This window comes from Polaribacter sp. KT25b (genome assembly GCF_900105145.1).
Lineage (GTDB): Bacteria > Bacteroidota > Bacteroidia > Flavobacteriales > Flavobacteriaceae > Polaribacter.
In genome coordinates, this window is the sequence record NZ_LT629752.1 from 331434 (window position 1) to 350479 (window position 19046).

At 28.6% G+C, this 19046-nt stretch carries 16 protein-coding genes; 8 read left to right on the forward strand and 8 right to left on the reverse strand.

The features are described from left to right. Positions 1–255 precede the first annotated feature (255 nt). Complete coding sequence (locus BLT70_RS01295; protein ID WP_091890470.1) at positions 256–1299, forward strand: ATP-binding protein; 1044 nt, start codon at positions 256–258, stop codon at positions 1297–1299. Between the two features lie 10 nt (positions 1300–1309). Here BLT70_RS01295 and BLT70_RS01300 read toward each other — a convergent pair whose 3' ends face one another. The 4 genes from BLT70_RS01300 to pyrH form a co-directional block, all read right to left on the reverse strand. Next, positions 1310–2038, reverse strand: coding sequence for a LuxR C-terminal-related transcriptional regulator (locus BLT70_RS01300; protein WP_091890473.1), 729 nt, complete (start codon positions 2036–2038; stop codon positions 1310–1312). Positions 2039–2249: 211 nt separating this feature from the next. Continuing rightward, complete coding sequence (locus tag BLT70_RS01305; RefSeq protein WP_091890476.1) at positions 2250–4625, reverse strand: RND family transporter; 2376 nt, start codon at positions 4623–4625, stop codon at positions 2250–2252. 101 nt (positions 4626–4726) lie between these two features. After that, complete coding sequence (frr, locus tag BLT70_RS01310; RefSeq protein WP_091890478.1) at positions 4727–5281, reverse strand: ribosome recycling factor; 555 nt, start codon at positions 5279–5281, stop codon at positions 4727–4729. 26 nt (positions 5282–5307) lie between these two features. Beyond that, the gene (gene pyrH / locus BLT70_RS01315; protein ID WP_091890481.1) at positions 5308–6015 is read right to left on the reverse strand and encodes a UMP kinase; all 708 of its coding nucleotides are present in this window, start codon (positions 6013–6015) and stop codon (positions 5308–5310) included. A 218-nt stretch (positions 6016–6233) separates the two neighbouring features. Between pyrH and tig the strand changes: the two genes are divergently transcribed. From tig to BLT70_RS17490, 5 genes are all read left to right on the forward strand, one after another. Further along, entirely contained in the window at positions 6234–7553 is a 1320-nt protein-coding gene (gene tig, locus BLT70_RS01320) for a trigger factor (RefSeq protein ID WP_091890484.1), read from the forward strand. Between the two features lie 203 nt (positions 7554–7756). Beyond that, entirely contained in the window at positions 7757–8416 is a 660-nt protein-coding gene (clpP, locus tag BLT70_RS01325; protein ID WP_091890487.1) for an ATP-dependent Clp endopeptidase proteolytic subunit ClpP, read from the forward strand. Between the two features lie 74 nt (positions 8417–8490). Further along, the gene (gene clpX / locus BLT70_RS01330) at positions 8491–9726 is read left to right on the forward strand and encodes an ATP-dependent Clp protease ATP-binding subunit ClpX (protein WP_091890490.1); all 1236 of its coding nucleotides are present in this window, start codon (positions 8491–8493) and stop codon (positions 9724–9726) included. A gap of 237 nt (positions 9727–9963) precedes the next feature. After that, positions 9964–11967, forward strand: coding sequence for a DNA primase (dnaG, locus tag BLT70_RS01335; protein ID WP_091890493.1), 2004 nt, complete (start codon positions 9964–9966; stop codon positions 11965–11967). Positions 11968–12206: 239 nt separating this feature from the next. After that, positions 12207–12338, forward strand: a complete 132-nt coding sequence (locus tag BLT70_RS17490; protein ID WP_302847797.1) for a hypothetical protein — start codon at positions 12207–12209, stop codon at positions 12336–12338. A gap of 77 nt (positions 12339–12415) precedes the next feature. On the opposite strand, the gene nadE is transcribed toward BLT70_RS17490, so the two are convergent. After that, positions 12416–13204: an NAD(+) synthase gene (gene nadE, locus BLT70_RS01340; RefSeq protein WP_091890496.1), complete on the reverse strand. Its 789-nt coding sequence runs from the start codon at positions 13202–13204 to the stop codon at positions 12416–12418. A gap of 59 nt (positions 13205–13263) precedes the next feature. Here nadE and gldB point away from each other — a divergent pair, with 59 nt between their 5' ends. Together gldB and gldC are read left to right on the forward strand one after the other, a co-directional pair. Continuing rightward, positions 13264–14223, forward strand: coding sequence for a gliding motility lipoprotein GldB (gene gldB, locus BLT70_RS01345; protein ID WP_091890499.1), 960 nt, complete (start codon positions 13264–13266; stop codon positions 14221–14223). Continuing rightward, a complete protein-coding gene (gene gldC / locus BLT70_RS01350) occupies positions 14223–14558 on the forward strand; it encodes a gliding motility protein GldC (protein WP_091890501.1) in 336 nt (111 codons plus the stop codon). Before gldB ends, gldC begins: the two co-directional genes overlap by 1 nt. A gap of 4 nt (positions 14559–14562) precedes the next feature. On the opposite strand, the gene folK is transcribed toward gldC, so the two are convergent. The 3 genes from folK to BLT70_RS01365 all read right to left on the reverse strand — a co-directional run bounded on the left by folK (position 14563) and on the right by BLT70_RS01365 (position 18844). Beyond that, complete coding sequence (gene folK, locus BLT70_RS01355; RefSeq protein WP_091890504.1) at positions 14563–15687, reverse strand: 2-amino-4-hydroxy-6-hydroxymethyldihydropteridine diphosphokinase; 1125 nt, start codon at positions 15685–15687, stop codon at positions 14563–14565. Positions 15688–15857: 170 nt separating this feature from the next. Beyond that, positions 15858–16343 carry a hypothetical protein gene (locus BLT70_RS01360; protein ID WP_091890507.1) on the reverse strand — a complete coding sequence of 162 codons (486 nt, stop codon included), beginning with the start codon at positions 16341–16343 and terminating at the stop codon, positions 15858–15860. Positions 16344–16597: 254 nt separating this feature from the next. Further along, complete coding sequence (locus tag BLT70_RS01365) at positions 16598–18844, reverse strand: polyribonucleotide nucleotidyltransferase (RefSeq protein ID WP_091890510.1); 2247 nt, start codon at positions 18842–18844, stop codon at positions 16598–16600. Positions 18845–19046 lie beyond the last annotated feature (202 nt).

The window sequence follows — 19046 nt, forward strand, 5'->3', positions numbered from 1 at the left end:
AAAAGGCATCTGATTTTTTGTTTTAGATATATTTTCTATCCTATTAAACTTTCATACAATACTTGATTATTTTATCAATCTATACGGAACTAATATTTTAATTGGTTTTTTGAACTAGTAGGATTGATCGAAAATCTAAAATTAAAGCTATTCAAAAAAATATTGAGAATTTTTAAAGAATCTAAAATTATATCATTTTTTCTCGGCATCAGTCTTATTTAAAATTATATTTTTATCAAAAAAAAGCTTGAAACTATGAAAAATAAAATTCCTTTCAAAAGAATACTACAACAATTAAAAGCAGATTTAATTGGTAAAGATTCATATAGAGGTGTAACTTTAACATATGCTTGGTTGGCAAATCAATTTGGGCATATTTCATTAGGATTTATTCCTTCTTTTTTAGTGTATTATTTGTTAAATTTAGATGCATTAAAAGCTGCTTTATATGTTTCTGCTTTTTGGTTTTTGTTTGAGTTATATAACTTTTTAGGACCATTATTAAGCAAAAAAGAATCTAATTCTGATGTTCTTTTTATACAAAAAAAGGTCAAATATATCTTTAGCCCTAAATGGTTTAATGTTGCTTTTGATACCTTTACAGATGTATGCTTTTTTATTGTAGGCAGTTTTTTGTTTGCTTTTTGTATCTATAAATTTAACAACAATACTATTATAATTATTCTTGCAGTTTTGTCTATTTATTTAGCATTTGCCACTAGATATTGGTATGTAACCAAAATGTATCAATTTTATGCTAGATTTCCTTTTCAATTTCGATTAAGTCAGTGGGATTTTACTATAAATTCTTCCGATAAATTAAAAGTTGAGAACTTTTTAGATTTAAAAAACACCGGAAATCATTTATTGCTTTTTGGATCTTTAGGTGCTGGAAAAACAAGTTTAGGCGTTGGAATATTAAATGAATTAAGCATAAAAAATAATAGTTGTTTATATGTAAATGCTATAAAAATGTTCAATTATTTTTTTAAAGATGAAGGAGATGTTTTAGAATCTCATGAAATTTGGAATTGGAAAACTGTAGATTTTTTAATGATTGATGATATAAACCCAAGTGAACCTATTCAGGATGAATTAATTTCGCCAACAAAATTGTTAAGTTTTATTGATACTCTAAAATTAGAAAACAAGAAAAATAGAGAAATTCTAAAAAATAAAAATATAATTTGGGTTTTAGGAAACAAGCAGCCTTTAGATGAAAAAAATAAAGATGATTGGAAAGAAATGTTGTTAAATATTGGCGTAGAAGAACAAAAAATTACTACAATAAATTTATAAAGTAAAAATTTTACAAAATATGATTAGCATGTGCAAAACTAATAAGATGCGGTAAACTTTTTACCTTAAACCTTTTGTATAAAGGAATAATTCTTTTTTCAATTGCAGATTGACTAACATTTAATTTTTCGGCAATTTCTTTAAAAGCATATCCTTTAGCAGCAAATTCTAGTGCTTCTTTTTCTTTTCTGGAAATTCCTAATTTATTAAACAATTGATCGTTAAGAGATTCTTCAAAACCAGATGTTATTGGTCCATAAGCTGCATATTGCATAATATCTCCTAATTTTCTGGCATGTATTTTTTCTGAAATACCGATTATTTCTAAAATTGTTCCTTTATGAGATTTATAAATTCCAACTCTAGAAAGTAGTGGAACTATTTCTCCGTTTTTATGAATTTTTTCAACTTCTAAAGTAAAACTATATTTTTCTAAATCTTCGGTTATATTTTTTAAATACTGTAACCCTTTGTCATTTAAGTCGTTAGAGAAGTTGAAGTGTCTTTTAGATGTTGAGCTAACAATTGTTAATAATGTTATTTCTTCATCTTTGTAGCCTAACATTTCTTCCCATCCATAAGCATAAAGCATTCTATTTTTTTCAAAAGAGTAAATATAAATAGCTTGACCAATGAAATGAGGTACTCTTGTTTTGTATTCTTTGTAAACAGGATCATTTGCGTCAAAAGGTATGTTTGATACTCTTTCTCTTGTATATTCTCCAAATTTATTCTTCATTTCTTACAAAAATATATAAAACTGCGAAAAGACACAGTTGACAATTTTGTAAATATACTTTATTTTTGAATAAATTCTATTGAAAAAGAGTAAGTAAAAAGATTCGCTATGAAAAAGGAATTATAAAACTTTGCTATCGATTAAGATGAATTTGTCCCCTAACTTAGATTCGTTTAAAAACCTTTACTATTTTAAAATAGTAAAGGTTTTTTTATTCTTCTGATATTTCGTCTTTCGTTGGAATAATTTTTATAGAAGGCTCTTTAAAAACTCTTTTGTTAGCAATTTTCTTTTCGAAGGTTAGTAACAAAGAAGGTAAAAGTAATAAGTTAGAAACCATTGCTAACAATAAGGTTATAGAAACTAAGCCTCCTAAGGCAATTGTGCCTCCAAAACTAGAAAGTGTAAATACCAAAAACCCAAAAAACAAAACAATAGAAGTGTAAAACATACTTACTCCAGTTTCGCGTAATGCTGCGTAAACAGAAGGTTTAACTTTCCATTTACTGTCCATTAATTCTTGTCTATATTTTGCTAAAAAATGAATTGTATCATCTACAGAAATACCAAAAGCGATACTAAAAACTAGTATTGTAGATGGTTTTATTGGGATATCTAAAAAGCCCATTAATCCGGCGGTAATTAATAAAGGTAATATATTTGGTAACAAAGAAATTAAGATCATTTGTGGAGATCTAAACATCCATGCCATAAAAAGAGCAATTAAAATAATAGCTAATGATAATGATAGTACTAAATTATTTATTAAATAATTAGTTCCTTTTATAAAAACTAAGGCTTTACCGGTTACAGAAACTGTAAACTTGTCAGAAGGAAATTCTTTATTAATTACAGCTTTTAAACGTTCTTGAATAATATCCATTTTATCTGTACCGATATCTTTCATAAAGGTAGTTATCCTTGCGTAACGACCAGTAGAATCAACGAAATTCTTTAACATTCCGGCTTCGCTATTAGAGTTTTTTGTATACGAAAAAATATAACTTTGCTCTTGACTAGTTGGTAGTTGATAATATTTAGGATTTCCTTTGTAGTATGCTTGTTTAGAGTATTTTACTAAGTTAACTACAGAAATTGGTTTTGATAATTCAGGAAAACTTTCTATAGTTTCATTAATTTTATCCATCTTTTTTAAGGTGGATAATTTCATAACACCTTTGTCTTTTTTAGTGTCAATTAATATTTCTAAAGGCATAATGCCGCCAAATTCCTTTTCAAAGAATTTTATATCCTTATAAAAGCCCGTACTTTTAGGCATGTCTTCAATTAAACTTCCAGAAACTCTAATTTGATAAACGCCAATAATTCCTAAAATAATAACAACAACAGATGCAATATATATAGAAATTCTTTGCTCTTTTACAGTTTTTTCCATCCAATTAACAACATTTTCAATCCATTTTGTTTCAAGATGATTTAAATGCTTCTTTTTAGGAAGTGGCATAAAACTGTAAATAATAGGAATAATTAACAGCGCCAAAATAAAAATACTAATGATGTTTACTGATGCTAAAATTCCGAATTCGCGTAATAAATTACTTTTTACAAAAACAAAAGTTGCAAAACCAGATGCAGTTGTAATATTGGTCATTAAGGTTGCATTTCCTATTTTAGAAATTACACGTTGTAAAGCTTTTGCTTGTTGACCATGTTTTTTAATTTCTTGCTGATATTTATTGATGAGAAAAACTGCATTTGGTACACCAATAACAATAATTAATGGTGGTATTAATGCTGATAAAACGGTAATTTCATATCTAAATAAACCAATAAAGCCAAAAGCCCAAATAACACCTATTAATACTACTAAAAGAGTAATAAATGTGGCTCTAAAAGATCTAAAAAAGAAGAAAAATATTATAGCAGTTATGCCTAATGCGCCAACAACAAAAAGTAGAATTTCGTCTTGTATGTTTTGTGCATTTAGTGTTCTTATATAAGGCATTCCAGAAATACGAACATCTAGGTTGTTTTCTTTCTCAAATTTTTCTATAGTTGGTATTAGTTTATCAAAAATAAAATCTCTACGAGCTGGTGTATTTATAATTTCTTTTTTAATATAAATGGCAGTTTGTAAGGTTCCTGTTTCTTTATTAAAAAGTAGGTTATCATAAAAAGGAAGCTTTTCAAAAAGTTGTTTTTTAATTTCAAAAACCTCTTTTGTTGTTGTAGGATCCTTTTCGTATAAGGGCTCTAGTATAAATTTTCTTTTGTTTCTATCTGCTTTTAGTTTTTTAACATCAGCAATAGAAACTGTAAAATCTATTTCATCTAAATTTTCAAACTGATGTACTAAATTGTTCCATGCATTAAATTTTTTAGGAGTAAAAACAGTAGAATCTTTTATACCAAGAATTACTAAGTTACCTTCTTCACCAAAAATTTCAAGAAATTTATTGTATTCTAAATTTGCTTCATCGTTTTCTGGTAACAAGTTTGCTTCTGTATATGAAAACTTCATATACTTCATTTGTGATGCTAATAAGCCAGTAATAATTGCAATAATTATTAAGATTAAATGCCTGTTTCTAAGTATTATACCGGCAACTTTTGTCCAGAAATTCATTTAATGTTTTTTTGTGCGAAATTAGTTAACTAGTAATTGTGTGTTAAAAAAAAAGAGTGCTTTACAACACTCCTTTTTTTTATCATTTTTTTTTTTTTTGACTAAACTTTCATTATTTCTTTCTCTTTTATAGAGAATTTATTATCAATATTTTTTACAAAAGTATCTGTTAATTGTTGCACTTCATCTTCTGCAATTTTTTTCATATCATCAGAAATATCAACTTTTTTGATATCATTATTAGCTTCTTTACGAGCATTTCTAATACCAACTTTAGCGTGTTCTGCTTCTGCTTTTGCTTGTTTTGCTAAGTTAATTCTTCGTTCTTCTGTTAATGGTGGTACGTTTATCATAATAACATCACCATTATTCATTGGGTTAAAACCAAGATTAGCTAACATAATTGCTTTTTCTATAGTTTGTAACATATTTTTCTCCCAAGGTTGAATTGATAAAGTTCTTGGGTCTGGAGTACTAACGTTAGCAACTTGGCTTAATGGTGTTTGAGAACCATAATAATCTACCATTACAGTGCCTAGCATTGCAGGTGTAGCTTTGCTAGCTCTAATAGAACGTAATTCTTTATCTAAATGATCAAGTGCATTATTCATTGCTTCTTTAGCAGCGTCTAATATAAATTCAATTTCTTCGTTCATCTTTTTAAATTTAAAGATTTTGCATGTTAATTGTCTACTATTGTACCTATTTTTTCTCCAGAAACTAATTTTATTAAGTTTCCTTTTTCATTCATATCAAAAATAATAATTGGCAATTTGTTTTCTTCACTTAAAGTAAAAGCTGTCATGTCCATTACTTTTAAACCTTTAGAAATTACATCTTTAAATGTAATTGTTTCAAATTTAATAGCATCTTTATTTTTTTCTGGATCGGTGTTGTAAACTCCATCAACTCTAGTTCCTTTTAAAATAGCATCAGCATTAATTTCAATTGCTCTTAAAACAGCAGCTGTATCCGTGGTAAAATAAGGGTTTCCTGTTCCTGCACCAAAAATAACAACACGACCTTTTTCTAAATGTCTATTTGCTTTTCGTTTAATATAAGGTTCTGCAACTTCTTTAATTTCAAGAGCAGTTTGTAAACGAGTGTGCACATCTTCGTCTTCAAGAGCACTTTGTAAAGCTAGTCCGTTAATTACAGTTGCTAGCATTCCCATATGATCTCCTTGAACACGATCCATACCATTACTTGCACCTGCAACGCCTCTAAAAATATTTCCACCACCAATAACAATGGCAACTTCAACACCTTTATCTACAACTTCTTTAATTTCTTTTGCGTATTCTGCAAGACGTTTAGGGTCTATACCATATTGTCTATCGCCCATTAAGGCTTCACCACTTAATTTTAAAAGAATTCTTTTGTATTGCATCTAGTTTATTGTTTGTAAATCCTTTTTTATTTGAAAAGAATTAAAGTTGTGCAAAATTACGGAATTTTTTTATTTTTTTTAAAGTCAGACTTATTGTTTTGATTTTTAATTTTTTAAATAAAATGAAAATGCTGAAATAGAACTATTTAAACCTTTGTAGTATTCATAAAATTGATTAATTTTGCACTCGATTTTTTAAGAACTAGACATAATAAGAAATGAATATTACAAAAGAAAACGTAGACGCATTAAATGCAGTTGTAAAAATTGATATCGTTGCAGAAGATTATCAAGCAAAAGTATCAGGACTTTTAGAGGATTATCGAAAAAAAGCGGATGTTCCTGGTTTTAGAAAAGGTCATGTGCCAATGGGAATGATTAAAAAGCAATATGGTAAATCTATAATGATAGATGAGGTTAATAAGCTTTTACAGACTTCTTTAAATAAGTATTTGGGTGATGAAAAATTAGATATTTTAGGTAATCCTTTACCTAGAATGAAAGAAGACTTTAATTGGGATGCAGATACTTTTACTTTTGAATTTGAATTAGGTTTAGCTCCTGAATTTGATGTTGATTTAAGTGAGAAAAATAAAATACAACAATATAATATTGTTGCTACAGATGAATTAATAGAAGAAGAGGTTAAAAATATTCAAATTCGTTATGGAAACGCTAATTCTTTAGATGATGCTGATGAGGATTCTAATTTATCAGGAACTTTCGTAAACGAAGAAAAAGAAATCAATAAAAAAGCTACTTTTTCTGTAAAAGAATTAAAAGGAGATAATAAGGCTAAATTTATTGGTGCTAAATTAGGTGATGTTGTTGAGTTAGGAACTAAAGGTTTATTTGAAGATGATCATAGATTACAACATCTTTTAGATGTTTCTCATGATGAAATTCACGATTTAGAAATTACTGTTACATTTACTATCGACGATATTACAAAAACAGAACCTGCAGATTTAGATCAAGAATTGTTTGATAAATTATTTGCTGATGGAAGTGTTACGAATGTAACAGAATTGAAAGAAAAAATTAAAGAAGATGCAGAAAAGCAATTTCTACAGCAAGGAGATCAACAGTTATTAAATGCTGTTACTGAGTATTTAGTTGAAAATACTAAATTTGATTTACCTGCAGATTTCTTAAAAAAATGGTTGCAAACTGCTGGTGAAAAACCATTAACAGCGGAAGAAGCGGCTGCAGAATATGAAAAATCTGAAAAAGGTTTACGTTATCAATTAATCGAAGGTAAGATTATGAAAGATAACGATATCAAAATCGATTATAAAGAATTGATCGATTATGCAAAAGGATTTATCCGTTCGCAAATGGCTCAATTTGGTAATATGAATCCAGAAGAAAAAGAATTAGAAGATATTGCTGGTAGAGTTTTACAAAATCAAGAAGAAGCTCAAAAATTACAAGCACAATTAATTAGTAATAAATTATTAACTTTTTTTAAAGAGAAAATTAGCTTTAAAACTAAAGAAGTTTCTTACGAAGACTTTATTAAAGAAGTTTATAAGTAAAAATTATTACGAGAAGCAAAGTAATCTCTTTGGTGTAAAAAAGAGATCACTTTTGTCATTTTTTTAATCGCAATGATCAATTTCTGAAAAGAATAAGCTAAAACCTGAATTTTTAAATTCAGGTTTTTTTAGCATTTGCATTAACAAAAAACTAATAAATAGTTTCTTATCTTTACAAATCAAAATATTAAAAATAATCACCAATGGATTACGGAAAAGAGTTCGAAAAATATGCTACTAAACATCACGGAATTAGTAGTACTAGCTATACAAAAATTACAAGTAGTTTAACTCCTTACATTATGGAAGAACGTCAAATGAACATTACTCAAATGGATGTTTTTTCTCGTTTAATGATGGATAGAATTATCTTTTTAGGAACAGGAATTAACGATCAAGTTGCTAATATTATTCAAGCCCAATTATTGTTTTTAGAAAGTGTAGATGCAAACAAAGATATCTCAATTTACATTAATTCTCCTGGTGGAGGCGTTTATGCTGGTTTAGGAATTTATGATACTATGCAATTTATTAAGCCAGATGTTGCAACAATTTGTACAGGAATGGCAGCTTCAATGGGTGCAGTTTTAATGTGTGCAGGTGCAAAAGGAAAACGTTCTGCCTTACCACATTCTAGAGTTATGATTCATCAGCCCTTAGGCGGTGCTCAAGGGCAAGCTTCAGATATCGAAATTACTGCAAGAGAAATCTTGAAATTAAAAGATGAATTGTATCAAATTATTGCAAAACATTCTGGACAAACTATAGAAAAAGTTCATGATGATTCTGATAGAGATTATTGGATGAAAGCAGAAGAAGCTAAAGTTTATGGTATGATTGATGAAGTTTTAGTTAGAAAATAGTAGTTGTTAGTTGTTGGTTAGTAGTTATTGGTTATTACCAAAAACGAATTACCATAAACCATAAACCAAATTAAATGTCGAAAGAAGAAAATTTAGAGTGTTCGTTTTGTGGACGAAAAAAAGCTGAAACAGATTTGCTAATTGCAGGTATTGATGCTCATATTTGCGATAAATGTATAGAACAAGCGCATGGTATTGTATTAGAAGAAATATCTAATGTAAAATCGAGTGAATTATCAAAAGACTTAATTCTTAAAAAACCTTTAGAAATTAAGCAGTTTTTAGATCAATATATTATTGGTCAAGTAGAAACTAAAAGAGCAATGTCTGTAGCAGTTTATAACCACTACAAGCGTTTATTGCAAAAAGATACAGATGATGAAGTAGAGATAGAAAAATCTAACATCGTTTTGGTAGGAGAAACAGGAACAGGAAAAACATTGGTTGCAAGAACGATTGCTAAAATGTTAAATGTGCCATTTTCTATTGTAGACGCTACCGTTTTAACACAAGCAGGTTATGTTGGTGAAGATGTAGAAAGTATTTTAAGTAGACTTTTACAATCGGCAGATTACGATGTAGAAAAAGCAGAAAAAGGAATTGTTTTTATCGATGAAATTGATAAAATTGCCAGAAAAGGCGATAATCCATCAATTACAAGAGATGTTTCAGGTGAAGGTGTTCAACAAGCTTTGTTAAAATTATTAGAAGGTTCTGTAGTAAATGTGCCACCAAAAGGAGGTAGAAAACATCCAGAGCAAAAATTTATCGAAATAAATACCAAAGATATTTTATTTATTGCAGGTGGTGCTTTTTCAGGAATTGATAGAAAAATTAGCAAACGTTTAAACAGACAAGCTGTTGGTTTTGGTGCTTCTTTAGAAGATGATAAAATTGATGAAGAAAATTTATTACAATATATAACGCCTTTAGATTTAAAATCTTTTGGATTAATTCCAGAAATTATTGGGCGTTTACCTGTTTTAAGTTACATGAATCCTTTAGATGCAAAAACCTTAAGAGCAATTTTAACAGAACCAAAAAACTCTATTATTAAGCAATATACAAAGTTGTTTTTGATGGATGAAGTAGAATTTACAATAGAAGAAGAAGCTTTAGATTATATTGTAGATAAAGCAATAGAATATAAATTAGGAGCAAGAGGTTTACGTTCTTTATGCGAGGCAATTTTTACAGATGCAATGTTTGATTTACCAAGTTCTGATGATAAATTATTTAATGTAAATAAAGAATACGCAGAAACTAAATTAACAAATACTACGTTAAAAAAATTAAGAGCAGCTTCTTAAGTTTTGTTGGGCGTTACCACAAGGGTCAGGCTTTCGCACTCGCTTTTTTTGTAAAAACAAAAAAGAGCTCAAACAATTGCTCAATCCTTAACGCGTAGAGTAGATTAAAAAAGAAAGTTGTCTTTTTTTTAAACTTAGATAAACTTCAAAGGTTTTTAAAATCTTTGAAGTTTATCTTTTTTAGAATTATAAAACTACTAATTCTTATATTTGTTACCCCTTTGTTATATAAAATAAATGATTTCTAGAAGTACAATAGATCGAGTTTTTGAATCTGCCAGAGTAGAAGAGGTTATTGGTGAGTTTGTTCAGTTAAAAAAAGCAGGAAGTAATTTTAAAGGATTAAGTCCGTTTACTGATGAAAAATCTCCTTCATTCATGGTGTCGCCAGTAAAACAAATCTGGAAAGATTTCTCTACCGGAAAAGGAGGGAACTCAGTTTCTTTTTTAATGGAACATGAACATTTTTCGTATCCAGAAGCATTAAAATGGTTAGCCAAAAAATACAATATAGAAATTGAAGAAACCGAGCAAACCGACGAACAAAAAGAGCAAACTAATGAAAGAGAAAGTATGTTTTTGGTATCTAATTTTGCCAAAGATTATTTTCATAATTTAATGCTCAATACAAACCAAGGTAAAGCAATTGGTTTGTCTTATTTTAAAGAGCGTGGTTTTACAGATGAAACAATTAAAAAATTTCAATTAGGATATTGTTTAGATGAATGGAGTAATTTTACAAATGCAGCTTTAGCAAAAGGATACGATCTAAAATATTTAGCATCAACAGGATTGACGATTGTTAAAGAACACAAACAATTTGATCGTTTTAAAGGACGAGTTTTGTTTCCTATTCAATCAATGTCTGGTCGTGTTTTAGGTTTTGGTGGTAGAATTTTAACTGCAGATAAAAAAGCAGCTAAATATTTAAATTCGCCAGAAAGTGATATTTACCATAAAAGTAAAATTTTATACGGAATTTATCAGGCAAAAAAAGAGATTGCCAAACAAGATAATTGTTTTTTAGTAGAAGGTTATACAGATGTTATTTCTTTTAATCAATCAGGAATTGAGAATGTTGTGGCGTCTTCTGGTACAGCATTAACATCAGATCAAATTAGATTAGTAAACAGATTAACAAAAAATATAACAGTACTTTTTGATGGTGATGCAGCAGGAATTAGAGCGTCAATTCGTGGAATAGATTTAATTCTAGAACAAGGAATGAACGTAAAAGTAGTTCAATTTCCAGATGGCGAAGATCCAGATAGTTTTGCAAAATCGCATACAAATACAGAATTAAAAGAATATTTAGAAACTTCTGCGCAAGATTTTATCAATTTTAAAGTATCACTTTTATTAAAAGATTCTAATAATGATCCTATAAAAAAAGCATCAGTAATTAGAGACATTGTTACTAGTATTTCTAAAATTCCAGACGGAATTCAAAGAGAGGTTTATGTGCAAGAATGTTCTAGAATTATGGATATTTCTGAGCGTGTTTTGTTTAGTGAATTAGCACAATTATTAAAAAAAGAAACAACTCAGAAGAAAAAACCAACTCCAAGTTACAACACTAATGTAGATCCCAATGAGCCTCCACCAGAATATTTTTATGAACAAGAACAGGCTTCGATGGCACTTGTTAAAAAAGGGCCAGTTGCTTCTCAAAAAATAGATCAATTATCAATTCTTGAAAAAGAAATTATAAAAATTTTGTTATTATTTGGAAATGAAGAAGTAGGTTTTTCTGAAGAAGTTGTTACAACTGATGAAAGAGGAAGAGAAACATTTTCTAATAGAAAATACCAAAATTTAGTTTCCGCAGAAATTTATTTGCATTTACAAGAAGATGAAATAGAATTTACAAATCCTCTTTTTCAAGAAATTTATACAGAAATGATTCATCAATTAAATCAATCTGAAAAATTAGAAATAGATAAATTTGTAAATAATAAAAATATAGACATTTCAACTACAGTAACGTCTATTTTAATGGATGAAGAAAAATATCAATTAAGTAATTGGGGTAGAAAAAGTATTGAGGTTAAATCTGCTTTAGAAGTATTACCAAAAGCGGTTTCTGATGTAATTTATAATTTGCGTAGAATTTTAATTGATAGATTAGTAAATAAATTTTTGGTTCAAGGAAAAGAATTTACGAATGAAGAAAAAGAAGAGATTATGAGCTATAATTCTTTAAGAATTCGACTTTCAGAAAAGCTTAAAAGAGTTGTTTAATTGATTCTGTCTTAGTTTTCAAGTTTGGTAAATGTTAATTTATGGTTCTATAGAATTAGTAATATTTGTCTATTAGATTGTTGAATTGTAGTTAATTAGTGTTTGTTTTTAGAGTGAATATTTTATAAAAATAGACTATTATTAAAAGTAAAAAAAAAGGGGTTTTTCCTTAACGCAGTTAAATATAAGCAGAAAAAATATTTTGTATATTTGTCGTAAGAAAAAGTAAAACATGTATTATGAAAAAAATATTACAAATTTTAAAAATTGTCCAATTATTTATTCTTTTACCATTTGAAATATCTAAAGGGTCTAAGAAAAGAACTCAGCAAAGAATTAAAAAAATAATGATTGCTGCAAACCTACTGTAACAAGTTTTTTAATAAAAAACTTAAGAAACGCCTTAATTAATTATAATTAAGGCGTTTTTTTATACTTAAATATTAATCTACATAAACTTTTTAGGAATCTCGCAAACAGGAATCGGCAACATTTTATGTTGATTTATTGTGTTTAAACGAGTGTAAATTTTGAGAACATCTTTTTCTCGTCCAGAAAAATCATCAGCAGTTTTACCTTTGTCTTCCATATGCATTGCCCACTCTAATTCATCATAAGAAGCACCAATTTGATCTTCATCAGTTCTACTGTCACCAAATAAACCATCTGTAGGTTGTGCCTTTTGTATAGAGTTTGGCACTTCTAAATATGCTGCTAATTTATAAACTTCCGATTTCATTAAATCTGCAATCGGACTTAAATCCACACCTCCATCACCATATTTTGTGTAAAAACCAACACCAAAATCTTCAACTTTATTTCCTGTTCCTGCAACTAGTAAACCTTCTATACCAGCAAAATAATACAAAGTTGTCATTCGTAAACGAGCTCTAGTATTTGCTAAAGACAAATCTAATTTTGCAGAATTTTCAATACTTGGAACTGCATTTTTAAAATCTTCGAAAGTAGAAGTTAAATCTACTCTTGCTTCAGAAACATTAGAAAAACGTTTTTTTAATTGTGCAATATGTTCTTCTGCTCTAGAAACTTGACTTGCCGCTTGATGAATAGGCATTTCTACACATAAAGTAGGTAAACCTGTTTTTGCACATAAAGTAGAGGTAAGTGCAGAATCAATTCCGCCAGAAACACCAACTACAAACCCATTTACTTTTGCGTTTGTTGCATATTCTTTTAACCAATTTATAATATATTCTGCTACTTTTTCGGTATTCATTGATAAACTATTTTAGTATTTTTATCGTTCTTAAATTGAATGACTAAGATACAAAGAATATGAGATTTTTTTTTACACTTTTAATGGTTTTATGCCTTTTTTTTTCTTGTTCTGATAAAAATTCTAACCAAATTGATGTTTCTAAGATAAATGTAGATTTTTCTGTAAATAGATATGATGTTGATTTTTACAATACTACAAATGAAAGTTTGCCAAAATTAAAGCAAAAATATCCCTATTTATTTCCACAAGAATTTACAGATAGCATTGTTTTTGCAAAAATAAATAATAAAGACGAACAAGAATTATTTGCCGAAACTCAAAAAATATATAAAAACCTTTCATCCGAAGAAAAAGAATTAACATCGCTTTTTAAATATGTAAAATATTACAATTCAGATTTTAAAGAGCCCAATGTTGTTACAATTTTATCGAATATAGATTATGATAGTAGGGTTATTTATGCAGATAGTTTATTGCTTATTTCTTTGGATGTGTATCTTGGAGAAAATCACAAATTCTATGGAGACTATCCAAAGTATATTAAAGAAAATAATACAAAAAATCATATAATTGTTGATGTTGCTAATACTATAATTGATAAACAAGTAAATCTATCAAACAAAAGAGATTTTATTGCAAAAATGATTTTTGAAGGAAAAAAAATGTATTTACTTGATATGTATTTACCCTCAATTTCTGATAGAGAAAAAATAGGATATTCTCAAGATAAAATAAACTGGGCAACTAGAAACGAAGAACAAATTTGGATGTATTTTATAGATAAAAAATTGCTGTTTAGTACAGATACAAAACTTAATCAGCGATTTTTAGAAAACGCGCCTTTCTCAAAATTTTACATGGAACAAGATAATTTATCTCCAGGAAGAATTGGTGTTTGGTTAGGTTGGCAAATTGTAAGGTCTTACATGAAACATAATAATGTATCTTTGCAAGAATTATTAAAAATAGACGAATCAGATTTATTTAATAAATCTAAATACAAACCTAAAAAGTAATGGCCGTTAAACACAATTCTGAAATAAAATTTAATGTTGGTTTAGATGAAAACAAAGTTCCTGAAGAAATTTCTTGGACTGCAAAAGATGGCGGAATTGATAATGAAGCATCTAAAGCGATTATGATTTCTGTATGGGATCACAAACAAAAAGATACATTGCGTATGGATTTGTGGACCAAAGATATGCCGGTTGATGAAATGAAACAATTTTATCATCAAACATTAGTTTCTATGGCAGATGCTTTTGAAAAAGCTACAGACGATCAAAAGATGAGTGCTACTATGCGTGACTTTTGCGACTATTTTGCAGAAAAATTAGAGCTTAAAAAGTAAGTTTTTAAGCTTTTTTTATTTTATTGATAATAAAATCATAGTCTTCTGGATTATTAACAAAATCTATATCGGATACATCAATAATTACTACATTTAAGTCTTGTTGTGTGCTTATAAAATTTTTATAACCGTCATGTATTTTTTGTAAATATGCTGCTTCTATGTTTTGTTCATAATCTCTACCACGCTTTTTAATATTTTGTAAAAGTCTGTCTGTATTTTGATATAAATAGACATACAAATCTGGTTTTGTAATTTCTTTGTACATTAAATCAAACATTTTTCTGTACAATAAATATTCATCTTTTTGTAGTGTGATTTGTGCAAAAATTAATGATTTAAAGATGTAATAATCAGAAACTATTAAGTTTTTAAAGAGATCTAATTGAGCTAAATCATCAGATAATTGCTGGTATCTATCGGCTAAAAAACTCATTTCTAAAGGAAACGCATAACGTTCTTTGTCCTTGTAAAATTTTGGTAAAAACGGATTGTCAGCAAATCGTTCTAAAACAATTTTAGCATTAAATTCATCAGACAACATATTTGATAAAGATGTTTTTCCGGCACCAATATTTCCTTCAATAGCAATATAATTGTATTTTTCTGATAAAGGAACTGGTCTTTTTAGTTTGTCATTAATTAATGAAACTTTAGACGAGTCCTTGCAATTTTTTAAACAAATAGAAAGCTGTTTTTTTTCTATCGGATGAAAAGTATTTCCTGCAATTTCTGTTAAAGGTACCAAAACAAATTTACGTTCTAACATCTTTGGATGTGGCACTGTAAGTGTTTTAGAAAAGATAATTTCATCATCAAATAAAAGAATATCAATATCTATATTTCTATCAGAATATTCTTTAGATTCTTTTCGTTTTCTACCCAATTCTGTTTCTATATTTAAAAGAATACTAATTAGTTTTTCTGGCGGATGATAAGTGGTAACTTTTAAACAAATATTAAAAAAATCTTCGCTATCAAAGCCCCAAGAAGCAGTTTTGTAAATCGAAGATACTTTTTGAATGTCACCAACTTTATCAGCAATTAAATTAATTGCATTTTGAAGGTTTTCAAGTTTATTACCTTGATTTGTTCCTAGAGATAAATATGTGATACGTTGAATTTTCATATAAGATTTGCAAAGAAAATAAAAGGAATCTAATTATTCCCCATCTTTCATAAATTTAATAGAATAAATTTTTTGTGATTTATTTTGTTCTAATAATCTTAGTTCAAAATTTATATTTTTTTTGGCAATAGAAGTAGAAAGTTTATGAAAAGAATCACTAATTTTTATTTTTAGTAATCAGTTTTCTCTATTTGGTATTGTACGCTTTTTATAACAGTATCATTTTTAAAAATTAACTCTAAACATTCTTGTTTTGAATTAAAAGCGCCAGGTTTAAAACCTAAGTTGTAATTCCATTTGTCTTGAGAATTTGCTTTGATACTATCATTCCAACCATACCATTCGCTTTTGCCTAAACTTTTTAGAATTTCAGTTTTTGTTTTACCTTTAAATAATTGGTTTTCTATAATTTGGTTACTCATTTCGAAACGTAATTTAGGTTCTTTTTTCCAGGCTTCAGAATCAAAATATTTTTCGTGATGGTAACTGCTAAATATATTTAATAATGGATAAAATAGAAAAAAGTATACAATAGGAGTAAAAACTATATTTAATAGTAAACTTATCCATTTTCTATTGTCAATACTTTTTACAAATTGCCATAGTAGAATAAACACAAGTAGAAATAGAATAATAAAAACAGGAGTTAAAATCATGTATAATTAAGGTTAATAGTAATGTATTTTATTCTTGAATAAGTTACAAATTTAATAAACAGAAATTATTCAATGAAATATATTTTTTGATATTAATTTTAGAAATATTTGTTTATAGTATTTTTCATATTGAAAGATTATATTTTAAAAAGAACTGAAAATCTTTAGAAATAATTTTATACATGTTTTTTCTTAAAAAAAAAGACTGTCTTTTTATAGACAGCCTTTTATTGTATGTTTAATTTTTTAGAGGTTTACTCTTCTTTTCTTGGTTCTCTTGGTTCTCTTGGTTTTCTGTCATCACGTCTGCGATTGTCTCTACCACCTCTATTATCACGTCCACCACTACGTTTATCATCTCTTGGTGGTCTTGCAACATATCCTTCAGGTTTTGGTAAAATAGCTTTTCTAGAAACTTTTTCTTTACGAGTTCTTGGGTCTAAACCAAAGTACTTAACATCTAAAATATCGCCCATTTTTACTACATCAGAAACATTGTCTGTTCTTTCCCAAGCTAATTCGCTTACGTGTAATAAAACTTCGTTTCCTGGAGCTTCTGTATATTCTACAACAGCACCAAAATCTAACATTTTTATTACTTTTACTTCGTAAACACTACCAACTTGTGGTTTAAATAACATTGACTCAATTTTAGCAATAACAGCTTCAATTCCTTCTGGTTTAGTACCTAAAATTTCAATAATTCCTTCTTCGGTTACAGTGTCTTCTGTAATTACAATTGTAGTTCCAGTAGCTTTTTGTAATTCTTGAATATGTTTACCTCCAGGTCCAATAAATGCACCTATCATATCATTAGGAATACGTCTAGAAATCATTTTAGGCGCATGAGCTTTTACTTCTGCATTTGGAGCAGGAATAGTATCTGTTAATTTACTTAAAATATGTAAACGACCATCTCTTGCTTGTTTTAAAGCATTTACTAAAATTTCGTAAGAAAGACCTTTAACTTTAATGTCCATTTGGCAAGCAGTAATTCCATCTTCTGTACCTGTTACTTTAAAATCCATATCTCCTAAATGATCTTCATCACCTAAAATATCAGATAGAACAGCATAACGATCACCATCAGAAATTAATCCCATTGCAATACCAGAAACTGGTTTTTTTAACTGAACACCAGCATCCATTAATGCCATTGTACCAGAACAAACAGTTGCCATAGAAGAAGAACCATTAGATTCTAACACTTCTGATACAACTCTTACTGTATAAGGGCAATCAGCAGGAATCATTCCTTTTAATGCTCTTTGTGCCAAATTACCATGACCAACTTCTCTACGAGAAGTTCCTCTTAATGGGCGAGCTTCACCAGTACAAAAAGGAGGGAAGTTATAATGTAAATAGAAGTTTTCTTCACCTTCATAAGATGGCATATCTATTTGAATAGCATCTCTAGATGTTCCTAAAGTAACGGTTGCTAATGCTTGTGTTTCTCCACGAGTAAATATTGATGAACCATGAGTTGATGGTAAGTAATCTACCTCACACCAAATTGGTCTAATATCTGTAGTTTTACGTCCGTCTAAACGTAAACCTTCTGCTAAAGTTAATTCTCTAACTGCATTTTTTTGTGCTTTGTTGAAATATTTTCCAATCAATCCGCCAAAATCTGCTAATTCTTCTTCAGAGAAAGTTGCTGTAATTTCTTCTTTTACTTCAGCAAAAGCATTTGTGCGTTCTACTTTAGAAGTTCCTTTTTTAGCAATTTCATAACATTTATCGTATGCTAAATCGTTAATTCTTTTCGCTAATTCTTCATCTTCTCTTTCTGGTTCGTACTCACGTGTAACTTTTTTACCAAAAGCTTCTGCTAAATTAACTTGAGCAGCACATTGTACTTTAATGGCTTCGTGTGCAAATTTAATTGCAGCTGCCATTTCTTCTTCAGAAATTTCATCCATTTCACCTTCAACCATCATTACAGAGTCTGCTGATGCTCCAATCATCATATCGATGTCAGATTCTGCTAATTGAGCTCTGTTTGGGTTGATTATAAATTCTCCATTTACTCTTGCAACACGTGCTTCTGAAATTGGAGTTTCGAAAGGAAGGTCACTTAATTGAATAGCTGCTGATGCAGCTAAACCTGCTAAAGCATCTGGCATAACATCTTCATCATGAGACATTAATTGTACCATCACTTGAGTTTCTGCATGATAATCTTTTGGAAATAATGGACGTAAAACACGGTCTACTAAACGCATTGTTAATACTTCTCCATCACTTGGTCTTGCTTCTCTTTTAAAGAAACCTCCAGGATAACGTCCTGCAGCAGCAAATTTTTCTCTATAATCTACTGTAAGTGGTAAAAAATCAACGTCAGATTGTTTGTAGTTAGAAACTACAGTACATAATAACATAGCTTTACCCATTTGAACAACAACTGAACCGTGTGCTTGTTTTGCTAATTTACCGGTTTCTAATGAGATGGTTCTTCCATCTCCAAGGTCTATTACCTCTCTAAATACTTTTGGAATCATAAAATTTTAATTCTAAATTTTTAATTTGTTTGTTGTTGTGTTGTTGTTTGTTGTTGCAATGGAAATACAAGAATTTTGTTAGGATTCTTGATTTTTTTATTAATTTTCTGTTTGTTAGACAGAATTAAATACTTTTTTTAATCCCTACTCTTGTAGGAAAGACAAATATTGTTTTGTAGCAAGCTACACGAAATTTGTCATA

Bases quoted from the DNA above. Each gene is read 5' to 3' on its own strand.
- BLT70_RS01360 (WP_091890507.1), bottom strand. From the start codon at position 16,343: ATGATTTTAACTCCTGTTTTTATTATTCTATTTCTACTTGTGTTTATT.
- BLT70_RS17490 (WP_302847797.1), top strand. From the start codon at position 12,207: ATGAAAAAAATATTACAAATTTTAAAAATTGTCCAATTATTTATTCTT.
- pyrH (WP_091890481.1), bottom strand. From the start codon at position 6,015: ATGCAATACAAAAGAATTCTTTTAAAATTAAGTGGTGAAGCCTTAATG.
- BLT70_RS01295 (WP_091890470.1), top strand. From the start codon at position 256: ATGAAAAATAAAATTCCTTTCAAAAGAATACTACAACAATTAAAAGCA.
- nadE (WP_091890496.1), bottom strand. From the start codon at position 13,204: ATGAATACCGAAAAAGTAGCAGAATATATTATAAATTGGTTAAAAGAA.
- tig (WP_091890484.1), top strand. From the start codon at position 6,234: ATGAATATTACAAAAGAAAACGTAGACGCATTAAATGCAGTTGTAAAA.
- dnaG (WP_091890493.1), top strand. From the start codon at position 9,964: ATGATTTCTAGAAGTACAATAGATCGAGTTTTTGAATCTGCCAGAGTA.
- BLT70_RS01365 (WP_091890510.1), bottom strand. From the start codon at position 18,844: ATGATTCCAAAAGTATTTAGAGAGGTAATAGACCTTGGAGATGGAAGA.
- clpX (WP_091890490.1), top strand. From the start codon at position 8,491: ATGTCGAAAGAAGAAAATTTAGAGTGTTCGTTTTGTGGACGAAAAAAA.
- gldB (WP_091890499.1), top strand. From the start codon at position 13,264: ATGAGATTTTTTTTTACACTTTTAATGGTTTTATGCCTTTTTTTTTCT.
- folK (WP_091890504.1), bottom strand. From the start codon at position 15,687: ATGAAAATTCAACGTATCACATATTTATCTCTAGGAACAAATCAAGGT.
- BLT70_RS01300 (WP_091890473.1), bottom strand. From the start codon at position 2,038: ATGAAGAATAAATTTGGAGAATATACAAGAGAAAGAGTATCAAACATA.
- BLT70_RS01305 (WP_091890476.1), bottom strand. From the start codon at position 4,625: ATGAATTTCTGGACAAAAGTTGCCGGTATAATACTTAGAAACAGGCAT.
- gldC (WP_091890501.1), top strand. From the start codon at position 14,223: ATGGCCGTTAAACACAATTCTGAAATAAAATTTAATGTTGGTTTAGAT.
- clpP (WP_091890487.1), top strand. From the start codon at position 7,757: ATGGATTACGGAAAAGAGTTCGAAAAATATGCTACTAAACATCACGGA.
- frr (WP_091890478.1), bottom strand. From the start codon at position 5,281: ATGAACGAAGAAATTGAATTTATATTAGACGCTGCTAAAGAAGCAATG.